The 22460-nt window shown below is 42.5% G+C and carries 10 protein-coding genes, 2 tRNA genes, 3 rRNA genes and 2 pseudogenes; 5 read left to right on the top strand and 12 right to left on the bottom strand.

What is annotated here, in order from left to right; translation table 11 throughout:
• Positions 1-149 precede the first annotated feature (149 nt).
• Positions 150-3284 (top strand): hybrid sensor histidine kinase/response regulator, encoded by a 3135-nt coding sequence (locus RS130_RS06840; RefSeq protein WP_316025333.1) that lies wholly within the window; start codon positions 150-152, stop codon positions 3282-3284.
• A 150-nt stretch (positions 3285-3434) separates the two neighbouring features.
• Here the strand turns inward: RS130_RS06840 and RS130_RS06835 are convergent, their stop codons facing one another.
• Both RS130_RS06835 and RS130_RS06830 read right to left on the bottom strand, forming a co-directional pair.
• Complete coding sequence (locus tag RS130_RS06835) at positions 3435-3980, bottom strand: DUF2982 domain-containing protein (RefSeq protein ID WP_316025332.1); 546 nt, start codon at positions 3978-3980, stop codon at positions 3435-3437.
• A 714-nt stretch (positions 3981-4694) separates the two neighbouring features.
• Positions 4695-5018 (bottom strand): hypothetical protein, encoded by a 324-nt coding sequence (locus RS130_RS06830; RefSeq protein WP_316025331.1) that lies wholly within the window; start codon positions 5016-5018, stop codon positions 4695-4697.
• 466 nt (positions 5019-5484) lie between these two features.
• Here RS130_RS06830 and RS130_RS06825 point away from each other — a divergent pair.
• A pseudogene (locus tag RS130_RS06825) lies at positions 5485-6545 on the top strand (agmatine deiminase family protein).
• Positions 6535-7432 (top strand): annotated as a pseudogene (locus RS130_RS06820) (carbon-nitrogen hydrolase). The pseudogenes RS130_RS06825 and RS130_RS06820 overlap by 11 nt, the downstream one beginning before the upstream one ends.
• A gap of 1385 nt (positions 7433-8817) precedes the next feature.
• Here the strand turns inward: RS130_RS06820 and rrf are convergent.
• The 5 genes from rrf to RS130_RS06795 all read right to left on the bottom strand — a co-directional run bounded on the left by rrf (position 8818) and on the right by RS130_RS06795 (position 14507).
• A 5S ribosomal RNA gene (gene rrf, locus RS130_RS06815) occupies positions 8818-8933 on the bottom strand.
• A gap of 281 nt (positions 8934-9214) precedes the next feature.
• Positions 9215-12091: ribosomal RNA gene (locus RS130_RS06810) — 23S ribosomal RNA — on the bottom strand.
• A 347-nt stretch (positions 12092-12438) separates the two neighbouring features.
• Positions 12439-12514, bottom strand: a tRNA-Ala gene (locus RS130_RS06805).
• Positions 12515-12650: 136 nt separating this feature from the next.
• A tRNA-Ile gene (locus RS130_RS06800) sits at positions 12651-12727 on the bottom strand.
• A gap of 247 nt (positions 12728-12974) precedes the next feature.
• Positions 12975-14507 (bottom strand): 16S ribosomal RNA (locus tag RS130_RS06795).
• The 16S, 23S and 5S rRNA genes sit together here with 2 tRNA genes alongside, the layout of an rRNA operon.
• A gap of 715 nt (positions 14508-15222) precedes the next feature.
• Between RS130_RS06795 and RS130_RS06790 the strand changes: the two genes are divergently transcribed.
• Entirely contained in the window at positions 15223-15678 is a 456-nt protein-coding gene (locus tag RS130_RS06790) for an RNA recognition motif domain-containing protein (RefSeq protein WP_316025330.1), read from the top strand.
• 110 nt (positions 15679-15788) lie between these two features.
• Here the strand turns inward: RS130_RS06790 and purD are convergent, their stop codons facing one another.
• The 5 genes from purD to dusB form a co-directional block, all read right to left on the bottom strand.
• Positions 15789-17075, bottom strand: coding sequence for a phosphoribosylamine--glycine ligase (purD, locus tag RS130_RS06785; RefSeq protein ID WP_316025329.1), 1287 nt, complete (start codon positions 17073-17075; stop codon positions 15789-15791).
• Between the two features lie 17 nt (positions 17076-17092).
• On the bottom strand, positions 17093-17917 hold the full coding sequence (locus tag RS130_RS06780) for a class I SAM-dependent methyltransferase (protein WP_316025328.1): 825 nt from the start codon (positions 17915-17917) through the stop codon (positions 17093-17095).
• A gap of 157 nt (positions 17918-18074) precedes the next feature.
• Positions 18075-19685, bottom strand: coding sequence for a bifunctional phosphoribosylaminoimidazolecarboxamide formyltransferase/IMP cyclohydrolase (gene purH, locus RS130_RS06775; protein ID WP_316025327.1), 1611 nt, complete (start codon positions 19683-19685; stop codon positions 18075-18077).
• A gap of 121 nt (positions 19686-19806) precedes the next feature.
• The gene (gene fis / locus RS130_RS06770) at positions 19807-20100 is read right to left on the bottom strand and encodes a DNA-binding transcriptional regulator Fis (protein ID WP_133469908.1); all 294 of its coding nucleotides are present in this window, start codon (positions 20098-20100) and stop codon (positions 19807-19809) included.
• 27 nt (positions 20101-20127) lie between these two features.
• On the bottom strand, positions 20128-21129 hold the full coding sequence (dusB, locus tag RS130_RS06765; protein WP_316025326.1) for a tRNA dihydrouridine synthase DusB: 1002 nt from the start codon (positions 21127-21129) through the stop codon (positions 20128-20130).
• 353 nt (positions 21130-21482) lie between these two features.
• Here dusB and RS130_RS06760 point away from each other — a divergent pair, with 353 nt between their 5' ends.
• Positions 21483-22328 carry a tetratricopeptide repeat protein gene (locus RS130_RS06760; RefSeq protein WP_316025325.1) on the top strand — a complete coding sequence of 282 codons (846 nt, stop codon included), beginning with the start codon at positions 21483-21485 and terminating at the stop codon, positions 22326-22328.
• Positions 22329-22460: the final 132 nt, after the last annotated feature.

Here is a 22460-nt window from a genome sequence, read left to right as displayed (position 1 = left end):
TTGTTACATATCGCTCTATTGTAAGGTAGATTACCTCATAAATTGAATTGGTTAAATCACCCTGCAACATTCTTCTAGTTAGGATTGCTTCAAACACCTATGAGATGGTTTAATACTATTCAACTATCAGCTTTGGTATATGTATATTCATGACATTTCGACTTGTCAGACTCTTTGTTCTCCTAATTGCTACGCTGCCAATTTTTTGTTTTGCGCAAAGTAACATTCAATTAATTTCAACCGATGCCGTTCTACCATTATCAGCGCAACTAAAAATATTTAATGAAACTGACCAAGTTTTAACCTTAGAGCAAATCAGAAATCGAACGGCTGAATTTAATTGGCCAACTGCAGACAATTCAAATTATGGCTATTCAGACAAGGGCGTATGGTTGTACACCACTATAAGTAACGTCACGACGGAAAATGACTGGGTACTCGATATTAACTTTAGCCAGCTTGAAAAAGCGGATATGTATGTATTGTTTAACGATAAAATTATTGCACAGTCAGAACAAGGAAAATTAGGCAAAGATCTCAATTACCGCCTTCCTACATTAGAAGTGACCTTACCGTACGCACAAACAGTAGCGATATTCATTCGCTTAGAAAACAAACAATCGAGCATCCTAGCACCTATTATTTTGCAAACACAGGCACACCATAAAACCGCTACGTTCTACGACAACATACTGTGGGGGCTTTTTTACGGCGGCCTCATTATGTTGGCCATCTATATACTAATTTTGTATATAACTTTTAGAGACAATAATTTACTAGGTTATGTAGCCTATATATTCTCAGTACTATTGTGGCAATTCATCTGGGGTGGACACTTTGTACTGATGATGCCTACCTACTTATCGAGTTGGTTAGGGGCCCACACAGACATAATTTTCACTGTTATTGGTATCACTTCCGGCTTGTTTACATTGTCATTACTAGACGCTGAGAAGACAGCCCCTAAATCGCTACCTTTTATTAAGTATTGCATATTTACTTTTTCCATTTTAGCCGTCAGTACGATACTCGGAATATTGCCTCCATTGTGGCAAAGCCAACTGGTTTATGTTGCGAGTTTTATTGCCATGATTATTTATACTTGTGCGGGCTTCGAAAGTTATTCGAATAAATTTTATTCCAGCAGATTTTATATACTCGGTTGGTGTATTTTAGCCACTTGCGGATTTTTTACCTTTAGTAAGTTATTCGGCGTTTTACCGATAAACATTTTTACTTCTCATTGTTTTCAAGTAGGTTTATTTGTTCAAGTATGTTTATTCTCTGTAGCCTTGATAGACAAGAGCCGCTATCAATTACAGCTCGAAGTGGAACAGGCAACAAAGGACTTGCGCAATAATATTGAGTTGGTAGAAGAACAAAATGTTCGCTTGGACATAGCCAGAAAAGACGCGATTGCAGCGAGTCATGTTAAGTCACAATTTCTTGCCAATATGAGTCATGAAATTCGTACCCCGTTAAACGCTATATTAGGCTTTAGCAAAGAGCTTCACTCTGAAAACTTGCCAATCGAAAAACAAGAGCATGCAAGTATTATCAATGCCGCTGCTGATAACTTACTCAACATTGTTAATGACGTTTTGGACTTTTCAAAGATAGAAGCGGGTAAGTTACAAATCAATAACCACCCGTTTTCACCCAACCAATTATTAGAAGACGTGGTTAGCGTGATGGCAAAATCCGCCCACCTTAAAAACTTAGAATTTATCTACGACCTTGATCCCCTTCCCGAAAAACTAATTGGTGACAGCTATCGAATTAAGCAATTGCTTAACAACTTATTAGGTAATGCACTTAAGTTTACTGATTATGGTCACATAAGGTTGTCAGTGAGCGGTAAAGAAAAAGAACATGGTATTTATGAACTAACTCTAAGAATTGAAGACTCTGGTATTGGTATTAGTCGGGAAGATAAGAGAAAGCTGTTCGCCGCATTTTCTCAAGTAGATGATGCGCTAAATCGCTCGTATCAAGGTACTGGACTAGGATTAGTTATATGCCAAGAGTTAGTAAAGCTAATGCGCGGCGAACTGTCACTACAAAGTACGCCTGGTGTGGGTAGTGTATTTACCGTGACAATTCGCAACAACCTGCTCAATACCAATTTATCAATTAAACCAGACGGGCCTTGGCAGGGTAAGCAGATAATTTACTTTGATCCCAATCCACTTTCTCGATACTGCGGCATAAAAATGCTCACTTCGCTGGGAGCCGTTGTCACTGGCGTTGAATCTTTAGCATTCTTGAAAACCATAAAAGGACAACACGACACTTTATTTATTAGCGTCCCCTGGAATAAAGTCAGCTTATTACCCAATATTCTTGAAGCCACGCGGCACGTAGAAGCTAAAAGCGCTGTACTCCTTTATTCTGCTGCAGAATCGCTATCTAGTCGAACTGACCTATCACAGTATTTTCTGCATAAAATACGTTTGCCTCTTACCTTAGGGAAAATAGACAGTTTACTGCAAGTGCCTGTTAAAGCTCCCATTAACGCTTTGCAGCAAAAACTGATGTCTCTTCCCAAAGTTAGAGTGTTAGCGGTGGATGATATGGAAATGAACTTACTGTTGCTGACCACTTGGTTTAAAAATACCAATTTGCAATTAACTTTATCTTACGGCGGAAAAGACGCGGTAGATCAATGCCAGATCCACGAGTTTGACTTAATTTTAATGGATGTACAGATGCCAAATTTAGATGGTTTAGCAGCCACTAAATTAATACGGCAAACCCCTTTAAATTTGGGAACACCGATCATAGCAGTGACCGCACATGCTTTTAAAGAAGAGCAGGACAGGCTACTAAGTTCGGGCATGGATGACTATTTACCCAAGCCCATCAACCTTTCAGATTTGGTTGACCTAATACAACGTTGGTGCCAAGTAACCGATCATGTTGAAGAGAACGTAAAGAGTTTTGATTGGGACTTGGCCTTAGTTAGATCAAACCAAAATGAGTTAGCAGCCAAAGATCTTTTGATTAAATTTATGCAGCAATTACCCAAATTATTGCTAGAAATAGAGAATACAAGCTTGCAAAAAGACTTTGCTGAGTTACAGGCCGTCATCCACTTACTGCATGGAGCATGCTGTTATACCGGTGTGCCAGCGATACACAAGCTTTGTGATAAAATTGAAACATTACTTAAAAATAGTAAGCACTCGGCGGCTCTAGCGCTCATACCTAATTTGCTAAGTGAAGGAAGAATTATTCTACAAATAGGCAAACAAAAAATACAACCTCAGATAAACCTTGGGTAACAGGTTTGCTAACGCATTGTTCTGCGCAGTTACTCAACACTTGTGATGTTCAACAAGCAACCCAGAAAGTGAACCTAGCCATTTAGATTGAAAAATGGCTTGAACATAATCAATTGACTGAATTTTAAGTCGCCGGTTATATATCAAAGACTAACCTTGATTAGTATAAGCATTATGCATAGATACGTGTTGTTGGCATCGCTTAAGTAAATTAACGAAATCTATTTCACTTCGATCTAAGTCAGATGCCGATATATAAATATCGTAGCCTAACCTTTCTCTTAATTTACTCATTCTATTAGCAAACATAGCTTGCACGCCCTTATACTCCCGTCCACAAATAGTCTTGTAATAGTCATCTTCCAATAGATCTTCACCATAACAACTCCCTGAAGAGCAATTATCGGTGGAATGCAAAAGTAATGAGCGCTGCTCCATTAAGATGTTAGTCATCAAACGCGGAGAAATAACGCTTAAAAAGGTAGGGTAGTCTTTCAACTTGATGCCAATCATGTCTAATTTCTCACTAGCAAAGCCACGATTAACGGAAGGTATATCTATTCTTTGAATGTTACTCCAACTTAATGTCCAATTTCCTTGCCTACGTTTATGAACAATTTCATTCTTAGATAAAATGAAACTATATTCAGGTTCCCGATACTTTACCCAAGCGACAACAAGAGCAACAATCGACAAACTAATAAAAAAATACCAACTAAGTAGTAAGTATCGGGCAATATAATCAAACTAGCGGTACCAAACACTAAAGCTGCAGCACCTAGTAAAGTGCTAGTAATAACGTTGCGCTTCGAGACACTTCTTATCTCTATGACTTCATTCATAATTATGCCCAAAAATACAAATAAATTATGCACATCAAAATAGCCCAAATAATCATGGCTCTTAGTTGCTTACATTTTTTGCATTTAGTTTGCCACCAAGATGACTTACGTTTTTTAGACTGACTCATTTTGCGATCATACACTTAATACATGAAGCTGTTTAGGCATAAATAGAATTGAGTTTAGGGCGGTGAGTATACCTAGTTAACCCAAGCCGATGAAGAGTATATTAACCTGAGCTCAGGATAAGAAGTATCGTTTAAGCTAAGCACTATTGTTAGCTAAGCAATATAATTCAATAATTTAATATATTTTTGTCTACATAACCTCAGCTAAATGTTACTCAGTAAAGAAATTTTTGGTGTATAGCAAGGTGGATTGTTGTACCTAATACGTGTTATTGCTAAATAATCCAACGCAGCTAGATACAAAAAGAGCGTTATCCGGAGGTTCTGGCTTACCCAGGATCCAGGTTATTTAGGTAGCGGTATTCTATAAAGGGCTTGAAAGAAAGAGCAAAGTACGTAAATTTCATGCAATTACGTACTTTACTCACAATCCAACATCATTACTTAATCTTACTAAGAAACGCTGAAACTTGGCTTGATTCACGCTTTCTAGAAAACTCAGCAAGTGTAGAACCATTACATTTAACACCGTCATCAGATACGATTAAGCTAACTACACCTGATTTAGTCGACGCCACTTGACCAATTTTACTGCGAAAACTTTTATTCAACATTTTTACGTCGTCAGCAACTACTGCTTCACAAAAACTAGAATACTCTGTATCGCCTTTAAATTTGTATTTAGCTTTACTTTTAGATTCCATGGCTGCACTTGCGTTAAAAGCACATAATGCCACTGTTACTACTGCAATTAGTTTTTTCATTTTTACTTCCTCAAGTTGTGCGTAATTCGCACTATATTTATGACTGAAGATGAAAGTATTTTCTGTATTTTTAATGTTCTAAATGGGTAAATGTACTGTAAAGCGTCGTAATTTAGTTTACGCCAACCTGTAAAGCATTGATTTTATTGTATTTTTAAAATATGTATATAACTTAAAGAATAGAAAACGACAATTAATACCAATAAAAATTCTAAGAGGATGTTTGGTTTGCACCTAAATGATTAGTTTTTCAGCCAGTTGTTAATCCTATTTAACATATTTCAAGCCAAAGTAGCTTGAGCACACTGACTCAAAACAATATCACATATAATAATAAGCCAATAATATGTATTGAGAATAATGTTTCGAGCAGTTAAAAATTGAGTACAACAATAATTCAATGCAAGACACCATTGTTGCAAACTACTATAATTATGCATCGCACATTTCTATACCATCACTTTAAATGATCACTAAAACTCAGTTACTCCCCGAGTGGGCACCTCAAGAAGCAGTTATTCTCGCTTGGCCTGATGACCAAACAGATTGGGCTCCGTGGTTAAATGATGTACAAGCCGTCTATCTAGAAATAATTAGTACCTTGAATGCACAAGGCATATCTATAATTTTACTCATTAGACAAAATCAAATTTCTTACTGTAAGAAGCAACTTGCTAAACAAGCTAGCGTTATTTTTGTACCTTCTGAATATAATGATACTTGGGTTAGAGATTATGCGTTTTTAACGTGCAAAGACAGCCAACACAATTATTCACCGGTAGAATTTACATTTAATGGCTGGGGCAATAAGTTTGATGCATCTAAAGACAATAAGATTAATCAGTACGTATTAACTGGTTTATGCAAAAACTCAATTAAAACGCTAGATCTTGTTGTTGAAGGGGAGCAATAGAAATTGACCAAAATGGACTATTACTATCTACTAAACTTTGTTTGACTAACCCTGAACGCAACGGCCAATATACGCTTTCCCAATACAAGACTTTCTTCTCAGAGAACTTAGGCGCTAGTAACTCAATCATTTTGGAGAACGGGCACCTAGAAGGGGACGATACTGATGGGCACATAGACACATTAGTCAGATTTACACCTGATTCAGGTTTAGTTATTCAGTCCGCGTATAACCACCCTACTGACCCTCATTACAGTGGACTATCAGCTTTGGTCGACGAATGTAAGCGTCATTTGCCTACACACAAAATCTATGAATTGCCACTGCCTATTGTTGTAAACCCAAAAGGGGACAGATTACCGGCATCTTATGCAAACTATCTACTATCAAATCAAACGGTGTTGTGCCCAACTTATCAACAACCCGAAGATAACCAAGCACTTGCAATAATACAAAAGGCCTACCCGAGTTATAAAATTATAGCGATAAATTGCTTGCCATTAATCCAGCAATTCGGCAGCTTACACTGCATTAGTATGCAAATACCAAAAGGCACCTTAAAGCCTGAAATAGTGCAACAATTTTCCGAGGGAATTACAGAATATGAAAAATAATCGAAAGCTCAAAGTTGGCTTGGTTCAGCAGGCAGTAAAAGACAATGATAAACAAGTAAACTGGCAGCGTTCAGCACAACAAATTACCCATTTAGCGTCTGAAGGCTGCGAACTAATATTGCTCCAAGAATTACACAGCACCTTATATTTTTGTCAACAAGAAGATACAGATGCCTTTGATTTAGCAGAAGAAATTCCTGAGCCTGCAACTGAATATTTCGCCCAAATAGCGGCTCAATTAAATATAGTTTTGGTGACTAGCCTTTTTGAAAAACGGGCGACAGGTCTATATCACAATACAGCAGTCGTATTTGACAAACAACAGGGCATGGTGGGTAAATACCGTAAAATGCATATACCCGATGATCCAGGATTTTATGAAAAGTTTTATTTCACTCTAGGTGACATGGGATTTAAACCAATCCAAACCAGTGTTGGAAAACTAGGCGTGTTAGTATGCTGGGATCAATGGTACCCAGAAGCAGCTCGCTTAATGGCCATGGCCGGTGCCGAAATACTCTTTTACCCTACAGCAATAGGCTGGGACCTAAATGACTCTAAAGAAGAGCAATTAAGACAACAGGATGCCTTAGCAAACTATTCAAAGGGGTCATGCGGTAGCCAATTCATTACCAGTAGTCGTCGCCAACCGAACCGGATATGAAGCATCTCCCATGGAATCTAACGCTGGGATTCAATTTTGGGGAAATAGCTTTATAGCGGGTCCTCAAGGAGAGTTACTTGCCAAAGCTAGTGCGGATAGTGAAGAAAACCTAATTGTCGAATTAGATTTAGCTAGGACAGAGCAAGTGAAAAGAATTTGGCCATATTTTAGAGACCGAAGAATAGATGCCTACGATCAACTTACTAAGCGTTGGATAGATTAAAACTCCCAACTGGTTTCTACCGTTAGCACTATTCAACAAAGTATCTTTAATTTTAGATAGCCCAAAAGATTAAGAAAAAGCCCTGAGCGTTGTGTGCTCAGGGCTTTTCGTGTAATTGGGAGTCTGGCTGTCGACTACATGCGACCGCTGAAGACTTTTATTCCATTACAGAATACAAAGTATACTTTGAATAGCAAACTTTTGAGATTTGTTCCAAACGTCAATTAAGTGCTAGGTACCCTTTCTTTTGAATAGGAGTCTGGCAGTCGACTACATGCGACCGCCATGGATGGCGGAAGGTAGAATAACGCAGGAGCAGTTATCGAGATGTAGGAGGTAGAGCGAAGCAGGATGCCAGAGCCGAGTGCGACCTACCTGAATGTAGGAAGTGCAGAAAAATGTCTGGAACATTTTCTGTCTACTCTCGCAGGAGGGAAAAGCGGGATTTTAGCTCCGCTTTTCAATGAGCCACGGATGGCGAGTTTGGTTGCATATCATCAGGGGTTAAATCGAAACTTTCTGGAGCATTGCTCCAGCGGTTTAACAGCTTGGCATGGATGCCAAGGTTGGGTGCCGATCATCAGGGATGTGTATTTGACGACTTTACGTGATACTCACCCAACCGCCTGAATGAGAGGAGCTCTGCGACTGTCCGGGAATCCACTTCGTGATGGGAAAATGCCGTATTGAGACGAGCGCTGCTCGGCTAGGCATTTTCAATGAGTCATGGATGACGAATTTGGGTGCATCTCATCAGGGGTTAAATCGAGGCTTTCTGGAGCATTGCTCCAGCGGTTTAACAGCTTGGCATGGATGCCAAGGTTGGGTGAGCATCATCAGGGATGTGTGATTGACTACATTAAAAGTATCACAACTTTTCTAAGCTGCGTGTGTGGGAATAATCTGTTTCTTTAGGCACATGCGCCGCCTGATTAGTCATACGTGATACTCACCTAACCGCCTGAACGACAGGAGCTCTGCGACTGTCCGGGAATCCACTTTGTGATGGTTTATTGCTGGGTAGCATTGCGCGAATGCGCTTATACGAAAAAGCCCTGAGCGTTGTATGCTCAGGGCTTTTCGTGTAATTGGGAGTCTGGCAGTGTGCTACTCTCGCATGGGGGGAAGCGGGGTCTTTTAAGAGCGCAGCTCTTACCGCTGTAACGAGTCAAGCTATGCTTGATTCCGGGAATCCACTTCGTGATGGGAAAATGCCGTATTGAGACGAGCACTGCTCGGCTAGGCATTTTCAATGAGTCATGGATGACGAATTTGGGTGCATCTCATCAGGGATGTGTATTTGACTAATCTAAGTGATACAACTTTTCAATCCCCCAAAACGCAAAAAGCCACCTCGTTAAAGGTGGCTTCGTACTTAATTGGGAGTCTGGCAGTGTGCTACTCTCGCATGGGGAAACCCCAAACTACCATCGCCGCTAATGCGTTTCACTTCTGAGTTCGGAATGGGATCAGGTGGGACCGCATCGCTATGGCCGCCAGACATAAACTGTTATTTATCGAGTGTTAACTCAATAAATCAATATGTAAAAGCTGATGCTCTTGTCTCTCTTGTGAGAGGGAGCAAATAATCGAGGCTAAAAAGCTCTTTAGTCTTACTCTAATTTTTATGTCGTATCTTGTCACTCAACACACCAACTGCTTCTTATTCTATCTTTCCACTTTAGCGAGTAGGTAAATTGTCAGGAAGGTTTCCTTCCGTTTAAGCAATTTAACACGACTCGTTCGAAGAACGATTATATAAGGAAGCCACTTGGGCGTTGTATGGTTAAGCCTCACGGGCAATTAGTACAGGTTAGCTCAACGCATTGCTACGCTTCCACACCCTGCCTATCAACGTCGTAGTCTTCAACAACCCTTTAGGTACGTTAAACGTACAGGGATGACTCATCTTGGGGCTCGCTTCCCGCTTAGATGCTTTCAGCGGTTATCGATTCCGAACGTAGCTACCGGGCAATGCCTTTGGCAAAACAACCCGAACACCAGCGGTTCGTCCACTCCGGTCCTCTCGTACTAGGAGCAGCTCCCCTCAATCATCCAACGCCCACACCAGATAGGGACCGAACTGTCTCACGACGTTCTAAACCCAGCTCGCGTACCACTTTAAATGGCGAACAGCCATACCCTTGGGACCGACTTCAGCCCCAGGATGTGATGAGCCGACATCGAGGTGCCAAACACCGCCGTCGATATGAACTCTTGGGCGGTATCAGCCTGTTATCCCCGGAGTACCTTTTATCCGTTGAGCGATGGCCCTTCCATTCAGAACCACCGGATCACTATGACCTACTTTCGTACCTGCTCGACGTGTCTGTCTCGCAGTTAAGCTGGCTTATGCCATTGCACTAACCTCCTGATGTCCGACCAGGATTAGCCAACCTTCGTGCTCCTCCGTTACGCTTTGGGAGGAGACCGCCCCAGTCAAACTACCCACCAGACACTGTCCACATTCCCGATAAGGGAACAATGTTAGAACATCAAACCTACAAGGGTGGTATTTCAAGGTTGACTCCACATCATCTGGCGACAATGCTTCGAAGTCTCCCACCTATCCTACACATGTAGGGTCAATGTTCAGTGCCAAGCTATAGTAAAGGTTCACGGGGTCTTTCCGTCTAGGTGCGGGTACACAGCATCTTCACTGCGATTTCAATTTCACTGAGTCTCGGGTGGAGACAGCGTGGCCATGATTACGCCATTCGTGCAGGTCGGAACTTACCCGACAAGGAATTTCGCTACCTTAGGACCGTTATAGTTACGGCCGCCGTTTACCGGGGCTTCGATCAAGAGCTTCGCCGAAGCTAACCCCATCAATTAACCTTCCGGCACCGGGCAGGCGTCACACCGTATACGTCATCTTTCGATTTAGCACAGTGCTGTGTTTTTAATAAACAGTTCCAGCCACCATTTCACTGCGGCCGCCATTCGCTTAGGGAGTCAATCCCATCACAAACAGCGGCGTACCTTCTCCCGAAGTTACGGTACGATTTTGCCGAGTTCCTTCACCCGAGTTCTCTCAAGCGCCTTAGTATTCTCTACCTGACCACCTGTGTCGGTTTGGGGTACGGTTCGATATATCATAAGTTTAGAGGCTTTTCCTGGAAGCAGAGTATTTGCAACTTCAACACCGTAGTGTCTCGTCTCGTGTCTCGACCAATGTTATCCCGGATTTGCCTAAGATAACGGCCTACGCACTTTCACCTGGACAACCAACGCCAGGCTTGCATAACTTTCTCCGTCCCCCCTTCACTGATATACCAAGTACGGAAATATTAATCCGTTTCCCATCGACTACGCATTTCTGCCTCGCCTTAGGGGCCGACTTACCCTGCCCTGATTAGCATGGGACAGGAAACCTTGGTCTTCCGGCGTGGGGGTTTTTCACCCCCATTATCGTTACTCATGTCAGCATTCGCACTTGTGATATGTCCAGCAAGCCTCTCAGCTCACCTTCAGCCACTTACACAACGCTCCCCTACCACTTGTACATAAGTACAAGTCCGCAGCTTCGGTATATTACTTAGCCCCGTTACATCTTCCGCGCAGGCCGACTCGACTAGTGAGCTATTACGCTTTCTTTAAAGGGTGGCTGCTTCTAAGCCAACCTCCTAGCTGTCTTAGCCTTCCCACTTCGTTTCCCACTTAGTAATATTTAGGGACCTTAGCTGGCGGTCTGGGTTGTTTCCCTCTTCACGACGGACGTTAGCACCCGCCGTGTGTCTCCCGGATAGTACTCACAGGTATTCGGAGTTTGCAAAGGGTTGGTAAGTCGGGATGACCCCCTAGCCTTAACAGTGCTCTACCCCCTGTGGTATTCGTCCGAGGCGCTACCTAAATAGCTTTCGGGGAGAACCAGCTATCTCCCGGTTTGATTGGCCTTTCACCCCCAGCCACAAGTCATCCGCTAACTTTTCAACGTTAGTCGGTTCGGTCCTCCAGTTGATGTTACTCAACCTTCAACCTGCCCATGGCTAGATCACCGGGTTTCGGGTCTATACCTAGCAACTGAACGCGCAGTTAACACTCGCTTTCGCTACGGCTCCCCTATTCGGTTAACCTCGCTACTAAATATAAGTCGCTGACCCATTATACAAAAGGTACGCAGTCACAGAACAAGTCTGCTCCCACTGCTTGTACGTATACGGTTTCAGGTTCTATTTCACTCCCCTCACAGGGGTTCTTTTCGCCTTTCCCTCACGGTACTGGTTCACTATCGGTCAGTTAGGAGTATTTAGCCTTGGAGGATGGTCCCCCCATCTTCAGTCAAGATAACACGTGTCCCGACCTACTTAATATGGCAATAATGACGCTTTGTGTACGGGGCTATCACCCTGTATCGCGTAGCTTTCCAACTACTTCCACTACTTCATTACTACTCGGCTGCTCCCCGTTCGCTCGCCGCTACTAGGGGAATCTCGTTTGATTTCTTTTCCTAAGGGTACTTAGATGTTTCAGTTCCCCTCGTTCGCCTCTTACCGCTATGTATTCACTGTAAGATAGTCCCTAAGGACTGGGTTTCCCCATTCGGACATCTGTGGATCAAAGCATTTTGTCGGCTCCCCACAGCTTTTCGCAGACTTACACGTCCTTCATCGCCTCTAACTGCCTAGGCATCCACCGTATACGCTTAGTCACTTAACCATACAACCCCAAATGACCTCTTTGTTACCGTAGTAACAACACGTTATGTTTGCTTGGTAGACAGTAACGGCCTCCAATTAACACAACTCGTCTCACCCCTTGGCCTTTTATCCAAGGTTAGGCATAACCTCGCGGTTATCGTTGTATGCGTGACAAGTACTAATCATAAAAATCAGATAGAGTAAGCTCTTAAAGAGTACTCTTTTTGTTTTCGATTACTTTTTTATCAGCTTTCCATATTGTTAAAGAACATTTAAGGTTTAAAAAACCCTAATCAATAAACATACTATTATGCGTATTGATTAAGGCTACTTAATCTTGTTGAGCAAATCACTTCCCAAAGAAAGTGGTGGAGCTAAGCAGGATCGAACTGCTGACCTCCTGCGTGCAAGGCAGGCGCTCTCCCAGCTGAGCTATAGCCCCTCAAATAGCTTGAGAGTGTGTATCTATTACCGTTAACACAACCTTCGTTATGCAATTCGCGTTCAGACAAGGCGAAGTAAGAGGACGTGTGGCTTTTCTACACGACGAATACTTCAACGCAGTATCAATGCGAATTTGGTAGGCTTGGGCAGACTTGAACTGCCGACCTCACCCTTATCAGGGGTGCGCTCTAACCAGCTGAGCTACAAGCCTTTCTTGCTTCTGCTTTTTGCCCTATGCGTCGCCTTTGTTTTTTCGCTCACTCGGTTATGTACGACTTGTACACGCCCTCGCTCGCTCAAAAGTCAGCTCGCCTAGAACAAAAATCATCGCAATAAACTCGCGATGACTGCAGCGCTAAGAATTTGCTTGAATAACCCAAGCACTTCTTTTTGCTCTTTCTTATCAACAACAAAACAATCTGTGTGAACACTCAGCAAAGCAAGGCCTGCCGTAATAGTAAGGAGGTGATCCAACCCCAGGTTCCCCTAGGGTTACCTTGTTACGACTTCACCCCAGTCATGAAACACAAAGTGGTAACCGTCCCCCCGAAGGTTAGACTAGCTACTTCTTTTGCATCCCACTCCCATGGTGTGACGGGCGGTGTGTACAAGGCCCGGGAACGTATTCACCGCAACATTCTGATTTGCGATTACTAGCGATTCCGACTTCATGGAGTCGAGTTGCAGACTCCAATCCGGACTACGACGAGCTTTAAGGGATCCGCTTACTCTCACAAGTTCGCTTCCCTCTGTACTCGCCATTGTAGCACGTGTGTAGCCCTACTCGTAAGGGCCATGATGACTTGACGTCGTCCCCACCTTCCTCCGGTTTGTCACCGGCAGTCTCCTTAGAGTGCCCAACTTAAGGCTGGCAACTAAGGACAAGGGTTGCGCTCGTTGCGGGACTTAACCCAACATCTCACGACACGAGCTGACGACAGCCATGCAGCACCTGTATCAGAGTTCCCGAAGGCACCCATTCATCTCTGAAAAGTTCTCTGTATGTCAAGAGTAGGTAAGGTTCTTCGCGTTGCATCGAATTAAACCACATGCTCCACCGCTTGTGCGGGCCCCCGTCAATTCATTTGAGTTTTAACCTTGCGGCCGTACTCCCCAGGCGGTCTACTTATCGCGTTAGCTACGCTACTCACGAGTTAAACTCACAAACAGCTAGTAGACAGCGTTTACGGTGTGGACTACCAGGGTATCTAATCCTGTTCGCTACCCACACTTTCGCACATGAGCGTCAGTCTTTGGCCAGGGAGTCGCCTTCGCCACTGATGTTCCTCCAGATATCTACGCATTTCACCGCTACACCTGGAATTCCACTCCCCTCTCCAAGACTCTAGCCTGCCAGTTCTAAATGCTATTCCCAGGTTGAGCCCGGGGCTTTCACATCTAGCTTAACAAACCGCCTGCGTGCGCTTTACGCCCAGTAATTCCGATTAACGCTCGCACCCTCCGTATTACCGCGGCTGCTGGCACGGAGTTAGCCGGTGCTTCTTCTGTTGCTAACGTCACAGCTAGCAGGTATTAACTACTAACCTTTCCTCACAACTGAAAGTGCTTTACAACCCGAAGGCCTTCTTCACACACGCGGCATGGCTGCATCAGGGTTCCCCCCATTGTGCAATATTCCCCACTGCTGCCTCCCGTAGGAGTCTGGACCGTGTCTCAGTTCCAGTGTGGCTGATCTTCCTCTCAGAACAGCTAGAGATCGTCGCCTTGGTGCGCCTTTACCACACCAACTAGCTAATCTCGCTTAGGCCACTCTTTGCGCGGGAGCAAAAGCCCCCTTTGGTCCGAAGACATTATGCGGTATTAGCTATCGTTTCCAATAGTTATCCCCCACACAAAGGCATGTTCCTAAGTATTACTCACCCGTCCGCCACTCGACATCATCTAGCAAGCTAGACATGTTTCCGTTCGACTTGCATGTGTTAGGCCTGCCGCCAGCGTTCAATCTGAGCCATGATCAAACTCTTCAATTAAATATATCGAAAATATGAATTTTTTTGGTAGACACTCACTTCGTGAATGTCCACACAGATTGTCTTGTTATTAATTGTTAAAGAACAGTGTCATTTACATGACCGCTACCTCAGTAGCTGCTTCCGTAGAAGCGTCGCTTTAGATGCTGCCCGAAGACCCTCTTAAGCGGGAGGCGTATAATACTCGCTTCCGATTCGATGTCAACAAGTTTTTTAATTTAATTTCAAACTAACTAACTCGCTGCATCCCGCTAACCACAACACTCTCAGAGCATCGCAATGACAATATTTACTCTAGGTAAATCCTGTCTCGGTAAGCCGTTTTAAGTGGCCTCCCCGAAGCGAGATGCGCATTATAGAGATAACTTCCCTCACTGCAACCCCTTTTTTCAATTAATTGTTTGAATGGTGGTTTATTAAACAAAAAGGCGTTTTTTGACTAATATTCATACAAATATCGCTATATGAAGTTAACTAGCCAACAGCTTTTCTATATCCGAGTTTTATCTGCAACGATATACGATAGGTAATTCGCTGTAGGTAGAATTCCTTTTACCTTAACAACGCAGTATTTGGTGTGTAAGCACATAACCATCGAGTCAGGTATATAGACCATAAGAAGCTAACTATTTACGATTGTTTAATAAATGAGTAACATGGCTCCGCGTTATCTTTATCTTATTCTTATAATCATAAATTTTTTAGGTAGTTATAAATGAAACCAACCTTTGTCTTAAACATTATCATTACGGTTATTTTTGCCGTGGTACTTTATGTACTTCTCCCTTTAGTTGCTGCTGATATTTCAAATCAGTTTGCGGCGGTAATTGGCGTTCTACTTGGTGGATTAGTCATACCATCAATAATTGGCTTATTTAACTCTGATACCCCTAGCAGCGAAGATGCTTCGCAAGAAGTGTTGACATTATATGTGGGTAACCTTCCTTATCGTGCAAACGAGCAAGCTGTACAAGAACATTTTGAACAACAGGGTAAGGTCATATCTGTTCGATTAATGAAAGATCGTAGAACTGGAAAACGCAAGGGATATGGCTTTGTGGAAATGGAAGCAAAAGGTGCAACTAAAGCCATTAAGAACTTAAATGATTCCATGTTTCAAGAGAGAACATTAAAAGTTAGATTGGCAAAAGAGAAAGTCGAAGATGAGTAACTGCTACTAACAGCACTATTAATTCTGTTTTATGGCTACATTCGACAAATAAAAAATCCAGTGACTGTGAAGTGACTGGATTTTTTAATTTCAAAGTTTAGACAGTATATCTATCCTTTTTGCTCTCTGGCTATAGCTCGATACGCAATATCATCACGATGGAACATATCTTGCCAGCTAATCGTTTTAACCAGTTGATAGGCATTCTGTTGGGCTTCGGTCACAGTATTACCTAACGCTGTAGCACAAAGCACTCTACCGCCATTAGTAGTGATATTACCGTCAATTGTTTTAGTACCAGCATGAAATACCTTAGCCTCGTTAGTACCAAGCTCCAAACCTGATATAACATCTCCCTTATTATAACTTCCTGGATATCCGCCAGCGGCCAGTACCACACCCACAGAAGCTCGTGAATCAAATTCCGCTTGTATTTGATCGAGTTTGCCTGCAAGTGCAGCTTTTACCAATTCGATCAAGTCAGACTGTAAACGCAGCATGATTGGTTGGGTCTCTGGATCGCCGAAACGACAGTTATACTCGATGACCTTAGGTGTGCCATCAGCCATAATCATCAACCCAGCATATAAAAAGCCAACGTAAGTGTTACCTTCGCTGGCCATGCCATTAACAGTAGGGTAGATCACTTCATCCATCACACGTTGGTGTATTTCAGTTGTAACAACAGGGGCTGGAGAATACGCCCCCATACCTCCCGTATTGGGACCTTGATCATTATTGTAAGCACGCTTGTGATCTTGGCTAGTAGCAAAAGGCAGTACATTCTTACCATCAACCATCACAATAAAGCTGGCTTCCTCCCCATCCAGAAACTCTTCTATAACAACACGAGAGCCCGCCTCACCAAATACATTACCTGCTAGCATATCGCGGATTGCTTCTTCTGCCTCGGTTAAGGTCATGGCAACAATCACACCTTTACCTGCCGCTAAACCATCCGCTTTAATAACTATTGGTGCACCTTTCTCTTGTACATAAGCAATAGCTGGTTCTATCTCTGTGAAATTCTGATATTCAGCCGTAGGGATTTTATGACGCGCTAAAAAATCTTTAGTAAACGCTTTTGATCCCTCTAACTGTGCTGCCGCCTGAGAAGGACCAAAGATACTCATGCCTTTGGCTTGAAACGCATCTACCACACCTAGTACTAAAGGTACTTCTGGCCCAACTATTGTTAAGTCAACGTTCGCTTGCTCAGCAAATTCAACAAGAGCAGGGACATCTTCAGCCCCTATGTCTACATTAGTTAACTTATCTTCAAGTGCAGTGCCGGCATTACCCGGCGCTAAATATACTTCAGTAACGTTTTCTGATTGTGCCGCTTTCCACGCCAAAGCATGTTCACGGCCACCGCCACCAATAATCAATATTTTCATATTTTACTTTCTTACTTTTAAGGTTTTACAAATTTCAGAGTCATACGTGAGCTCTCACCTATGGCTAAATATTTAGCTTGGTCTTTTTCACCCAAACGCAATGAAGGGGGTAATGTCCAGACCCCTTTTTCATGGTCAGCAGTATCCAATGCATTTAAATTCACTGGATTTTCAGCCACTAGTTTAAATCCAGCTTTTTCAGCGGCCGCAACAACAAATGATTGCTTCATGTAACCCGATTTACTCTGCGCACTGTCTGCATAGCTTTCGGGCAATTTATGTTCGACAACACCTAACACACCACCTTTCTTCAACGCTTTATAAAAACTAGAAAAAGCGTTATCTATCCCTTCTTGTCCACCTTGCATATACCAATTGTGCACATTACGAAATGTCAGCACTCGATCTAGAGTACCGGCTGGGGCGAAATCTAGCGCTTTAGTTTGATGAAAGGCAGTAATTTTAGTGTTTTCTAATGAAGGGGTGCTGGCTACCTTTTTCTTAAATCCACCTAAAGATCTTTCAAAATATCCAGGAGCACCATCATAAACATAAAAGTGAGCAGCATAATAAGTACCGCTATCTTTTAATAGTGGCGCCAGAATATGACTATACCAACCACCACCAGGGGATATTTCGGCTACTGACATATCTGGTTGTATGTCGAAAAAGCGTAAGGTCTGCTGCGGATGACGATATTCGTCTCTTAATCTGTGCTCTGCGGGCCTGTGTTCGTTACCAACCGCTTCACTGATTGCATCAGCCATTGCAGTTGAAGAACTTAACAGCGTGAACGTTAGGGTAGATATTGTTAAAACCGACTTAAGGGTGCGCTTGAACATACGGATCTCTCTTACAGTTAAAAATTTAAATGATTGTAACTGGAATAAAGCCACTAGGTAACAAAAAACGGGTTTAACAATCTATAAGACAAGTTAAACACCGTTTTCACTTACATCACCGTCCGATTCGCTATCAGTACGATGAACACCACATTTGCTAATGTTTGAAGTGGCGCATGCCAGTGAATACCATAGCAATTCCCGCTTCGTCTGCGGCATCAATCACTTCTTGATCACGCATTGAACCACCGGGTTGAATGATGGCGCTAATACCCGCTGCAGCGGCCGCATCAATACCATCACGGAATGGGAAAAATGCATCCGATGCCATGACCGAACCTTCAACTTGCAAACCTTCATCCGCTGCTTTTATGCCAGCTATCTTGGCTGAATAAACACGGCTCATTTGCCCTGCACCGACACCAATGGTCATGCCGTCGTTACAATAAACAATCGCATTTGACTTAACATACTTAGCCACTTTCCAAGTGAACATTAAATCTTTAAGCTGTTGTTCGGTAGGCTTTACTTTTGTCACAACTTGCAACTCTTCTTGCTCAACCATACCAAAATCTCGATCTTGCACCAACAAGCCGCCATTGACGCGCTTAAAATCAAAGCCTTCGGTTAATTGGCCTTGCCAGTCACCGCATGCCAATAAACGCACATTCTTTTTGGCTGCAACCACTGCAACAGCTTCATCACTAATTGTTGGCGCAATAATGACTTCGACAAATTGACGGTCAACAATAGCTTGTGCTGTAGCTGCGTCAAGTTCTCTGTTAAAGGCAATAATGCCGCCAAAGGCTGATGTAGGGTCAGTTTGATAAGCGCGATTATAAGCAGTTAAAATATCTTCTCCTAAAGCCACACCACAAGGGTTAGCATGCTTAACAATTACGCAAGCTGGCTCATCAAATTCTTTCACACACTCTAGTGCTGCATCTGTATCAGCAATATTATTAAAAGATAACTCTTTACCTTGCAACTGCACTGCGGTAGCAACAGACGCTTCTTGGATATCGTTTTCTACATAAAACGCGGCCGTCTGATGACTATTTTCGCCGTAGCGTAAATCTTGTTTCTTAGTAAGCTGCATATTATAAGTGCGAGGGAACTCACTATACTCAGGTTCACAACAACCTGTTTCACATTCAACGCCTTGAACCATAGTGCCAAAATAATTAGCTATCATGCCATCATATTCAGCTGTATGTTCGAAAGCGGCAATCGCTAAATCAAATCGAGTCGCCTGACTAACAGCGTTTTCATTTGCTTGCATTTCACTGATAACACGTGAGTAGTCTTTTGCATTCACGACTATCGTTACATCATTATGATTTTTTGCCGCTGCACGAACCATAGTAGGCCCACCGATATCGATGTTCTCGATGGCATCATCAAGGCTACAATCTTCTTTAGCAACCGTTGCTGCAAATGGATAAAGATTGACGACCACTAAGTCAATTGGCTGGATATTGTTATCAGCCATCACCTGCTCATCTTGACCGCGACGAGCTAAAATTCCACCATGAATTTTCGGGTGAAGTGTTTTTACACGTCCATCCATTATTTCTGGATGCCCGGTGTAATCCGAAGCTTCGATAACGGTTAAACCATTGTCACTTAGTAATTTTGCAGTACCGCCAGTAGAAAGCAGCTCAACACCTTGGCTTGCCAAGAATTGGGCAAACTCTAAAAGTCCGGTTTTGTCTGAAACGCTTAATAAAGCGCGGCGAATAGTTTTTACAGGAGATACGTTTTGCATGTTTGTTCCACTATTATAAGGCGAGAATAGATTTGTTTAACAATAACTTTCTTGACTAGTTGGTCAGATCCAACTCAAACAAAAAGAGCACCATGAGGTGCTCTTTTACATACTGCAATGATTAGTTCATGCCGTATTGTTTTAACTTTTTACGCAAAGTACCGCGATTGATACCTAACATGATAGACGCACGGGTCTGGTTTCCACGCGTAAAAGTCATAATTTCTTCTAGCATTGGCGCTTCAACTTCAGCCATTACTAGCTCGTATAAGTTTTCGATATTGGTATTATCAAGTTGCTTAAGATACTTGTTAACAGCCTGTTTAACTGAATCGCGAAGAGGTTTCTGCGCCTGAGTTTGCGAAGGAGTCGTTACCGTAGTGGTAAAAGGAGAAGTTACATTTTGTTCGAACATTACATCTTGCTCTTTAGTTAGTCATCATTACACAGTAGGCGAAGCTAGCGAAAACGCTGGTTCATCTACCAATTTATCAAAATACGTGCTTAACGCGTCAAGTTGCTGCTGAGCTTCCTCAATAGCATTGAACTTTGCACGAAACAGTCTTTGCTGGTCTTTTTCGGCTAAATACCAGCCCACATGTTTGCGGGCTATTCTGCATCCTAAAAATTCACCGTAAAACTGATGAACATTGGCGACGTGCTCAAGCAATATGCTGCTCACTTCATCAATACTAGGCGCAGCCAGTATTTGGCCGGTTTGCAGATAATGCTGTATTTCACGAAAAATCCAAGGGTGGCCTTGGGCTCCGCGTCCTATCATCAATGCATCTGCTTCGGTGAACTCTAGAACTTGCTTTGCCTTGCGGGCGCAAGTGATATCACCATTAGCAACAACAGGTATCGACACGGCTTTTTTAATAGCCTTAATCGTGTCGTATTCTGCGTCACCTTTGTACATACAGGCTCGGGTGCGACCATGCACCGCTAACGATTGAATTCCATTGTCTTGCGCAATTTTGGCTATATCGACACCATTGCGGTTCTCAACATCCCAACCTGTGCGTATTTTTAAAGTAACAGGCACATTCACTGCTGCAACCACTGCTCGAATGATTTTCTCAACCAATTGAGGGTCTTGAAGCAGCGCAGAACCTGCTAACTTTTTATTTACCTTTTTTGCTGGGCATCCCATATTAATGTCAACAATTTGCGCACCGTTGTTCACATTAAACTGAGCGGCTTGCGCCATTAACTCAGGGTCAGCTCCTGCTATTTGCACCGCGCGTATGCCTTCTTCGCCTTGGTGATCCATTCGTTGTTTAGACTTTTCAGAGTTCCATACTCTTGGATTCGAAGACAGCATCTCTGATACCACTAATCCAGCACCTAATCGCTTGCACAATTGTCTAAAGGGTCTGTCAGTAACTCCAGCCATTGGAGCCAGTATCAAATTATTTTCTAACGCGTATGAACCTATCTGCATAATTACCTATGTTATAAATCGTGCAAAAAACGTCCGAGGTGTTAAAAAGGGGCGCAAGTTTACGGTTTTTTTACAGGCTTGAAAAGCCTATCTTGCCAACAATTTTGTACTTTTTTTAAACAAATGATGTTGACAACAGCATAATTAGCAAAAATACAGACTAATTTACTGGGTATGATCAAAAGACGTAACAAAGCTGTCGGAAAAATGTTACTCAAGAAAAATAAATTGACGAGAGCTGCTCTTTACCAAGTTTAAGTCAGTAAAAAGCAGTCACGATTAACGCTCTATAATCTTGAGTTTCTATATTTTGTCCCCATCCACCAATCTAGCTTAGGTAATCGGAACCAATAATGAACAATATAGTTAACATCACCCCAGAGAATTTCCAGCAAGTTATCTTGCAAGACTCGCAAAGTAAAATTGTTATGGTAGAGTTTTGGGCTGAAGGTTATGAGCCCAGTGACGCCATTGCGCCATTAATAGCCAAGGTTGCAACCAGGTTTAGCGACAACCTTATTCATGCTCGAGTAGATTGCCAACAACAACAAGAAATTGCCGGACAATTTGGTGTACAGGGTTTACCCACTGTAATTTTAGTTAAAGAAGGACAACCTTTAGATGGCTTTGCAGGCCCTCAAACTGAAGAACAAATTGTGACTTTGCTAGAAAAACACTTACCAAAAGTGGAAGACGGCTTATATCAACAAGCAACAGAGTTAGTCACTGCTGGCGATTACCAACAAGCCTACCCGCTACTCAAACAAGCTAACGAACTTGCTCCAGAGCGCGCTGATATCAAACTACTACTGGCTGATTGCCAAGTGGAATTAGGGCAAGTCAAACAAGCGAAAGAGTTATTGGCCACTATTGGTTTAGTCGACCAAGACGCTTTATATAAAAGTATTTTAGGCAAAATAGAACTAGCCGAGCAAGCCGCAGAATCGCCAGAAATAAAGGCCCTTCAAGCACAATTAGAGCAACAACCTGACTCATTAGAAATAAAAACTGAATTGGCAATACAGTTACATCAAGCTAACCAAACAGAAGATGCTCTAGCTTTAATTATGTCGGTATTATTAGTTGATTTAAACTTTGGCGAAGCTAAAAAATTCACCTTAGATATGATTAACGCGCTACCAGACGGCGATCCGTTAAAATCCAAATACCGCCGTAAAATATACAGCTTGCTGTATTAGTTATTCAAACAACACTAAAAGAATATATATGACACTTTTAATTTACTCATGATTAACACTTTGTTATAAATCCTTTTCTGTATATGAGCAAAGTGTCTAACTTTGCTCGAAATGGATTGAAAAGAGTAAATT

Origin of the sequence: Paraglaciecola aquimarina (assembly GCF_032464635.1) — a bacterium.
Lineage (GTDB): Bacteria > Pseudomonadota > Gammaproteobacteria > Enterobacterales > Alteromonadaceae > Paraglaciecola > Paraglaciecola aquimarina.
Note: the sequence above shows the minus strand (reverse complement) of the source record. Positions and strands in the feature narration are given on the sequence as shown.

What these genes read in the sequence shown, in the direction of transcription:
- RS130_RS06840 (WP_316025333.1), top strand. Translation starts at nt 150, where the DNA reads ATGACATTTCGACTTGTCAGACTCTTTGTTCTCCTAATTGCTACGCTG.
- RS130_RS06830 (WP_316025331.1), bottom strand. Translation starts at nt 5,018, where the DNA reads ATGAAAAAACTAATTGCAGTAGTAACAGTGGCATTATGTGCTTTTAAC.
- RS130_RS06790 (WP_316025330.1), top strand. Translation starts at nt 15,223, where the DNA reads ATGAAACCAACCTTTGTCTTAAACATTATCATTACGGTTATTTTTGCC.
- purD (WP_316025329.1), bottom strand. Translation starts at nt 17,075, where the DNA reads ATGAAAATATTGATTATTGGTGGCGGTGGCCGTGAACATGCTTTGGCG.
- RS130_RS06780 (WP_316025328.1), bottom strand. Translation starts at nt 17,917, where the DNA reads ATGTTCAAGCGCACCCTTAAGTCGGTTTTAACAATATCTACCCTAACG.
- purH (WP_316025327.1), bottom strand. Translation starts at nt 19,685, where the DNA reads ATGCAAAACGTATCTCCTGTAAAAACTATTCGCCGCGCTTTATTAAGC.
- fis (WP_133469908.1), bottom strand. Translation starts at nt 20,100, where the DNA reads ATGTTCGAACAAAATGTAACTTCTCCTTTTACCACTACGGTAACGACT.
- dusB (WP_316025326.1), bottom strand. Translation starts at nt 21,129, where the DNA reads ATGCAGATAGGTTCATACGCGTTAGAAAATAATTTGATACTGGCTCCA.
- RS130_RS06760 (WP_316025325.1), top strand. Translation starts at nt 21,483, where the DNA reads ATGAACAATATAGTTAACATCACCCCAGAGAATTTCCAGCAAGTTATC.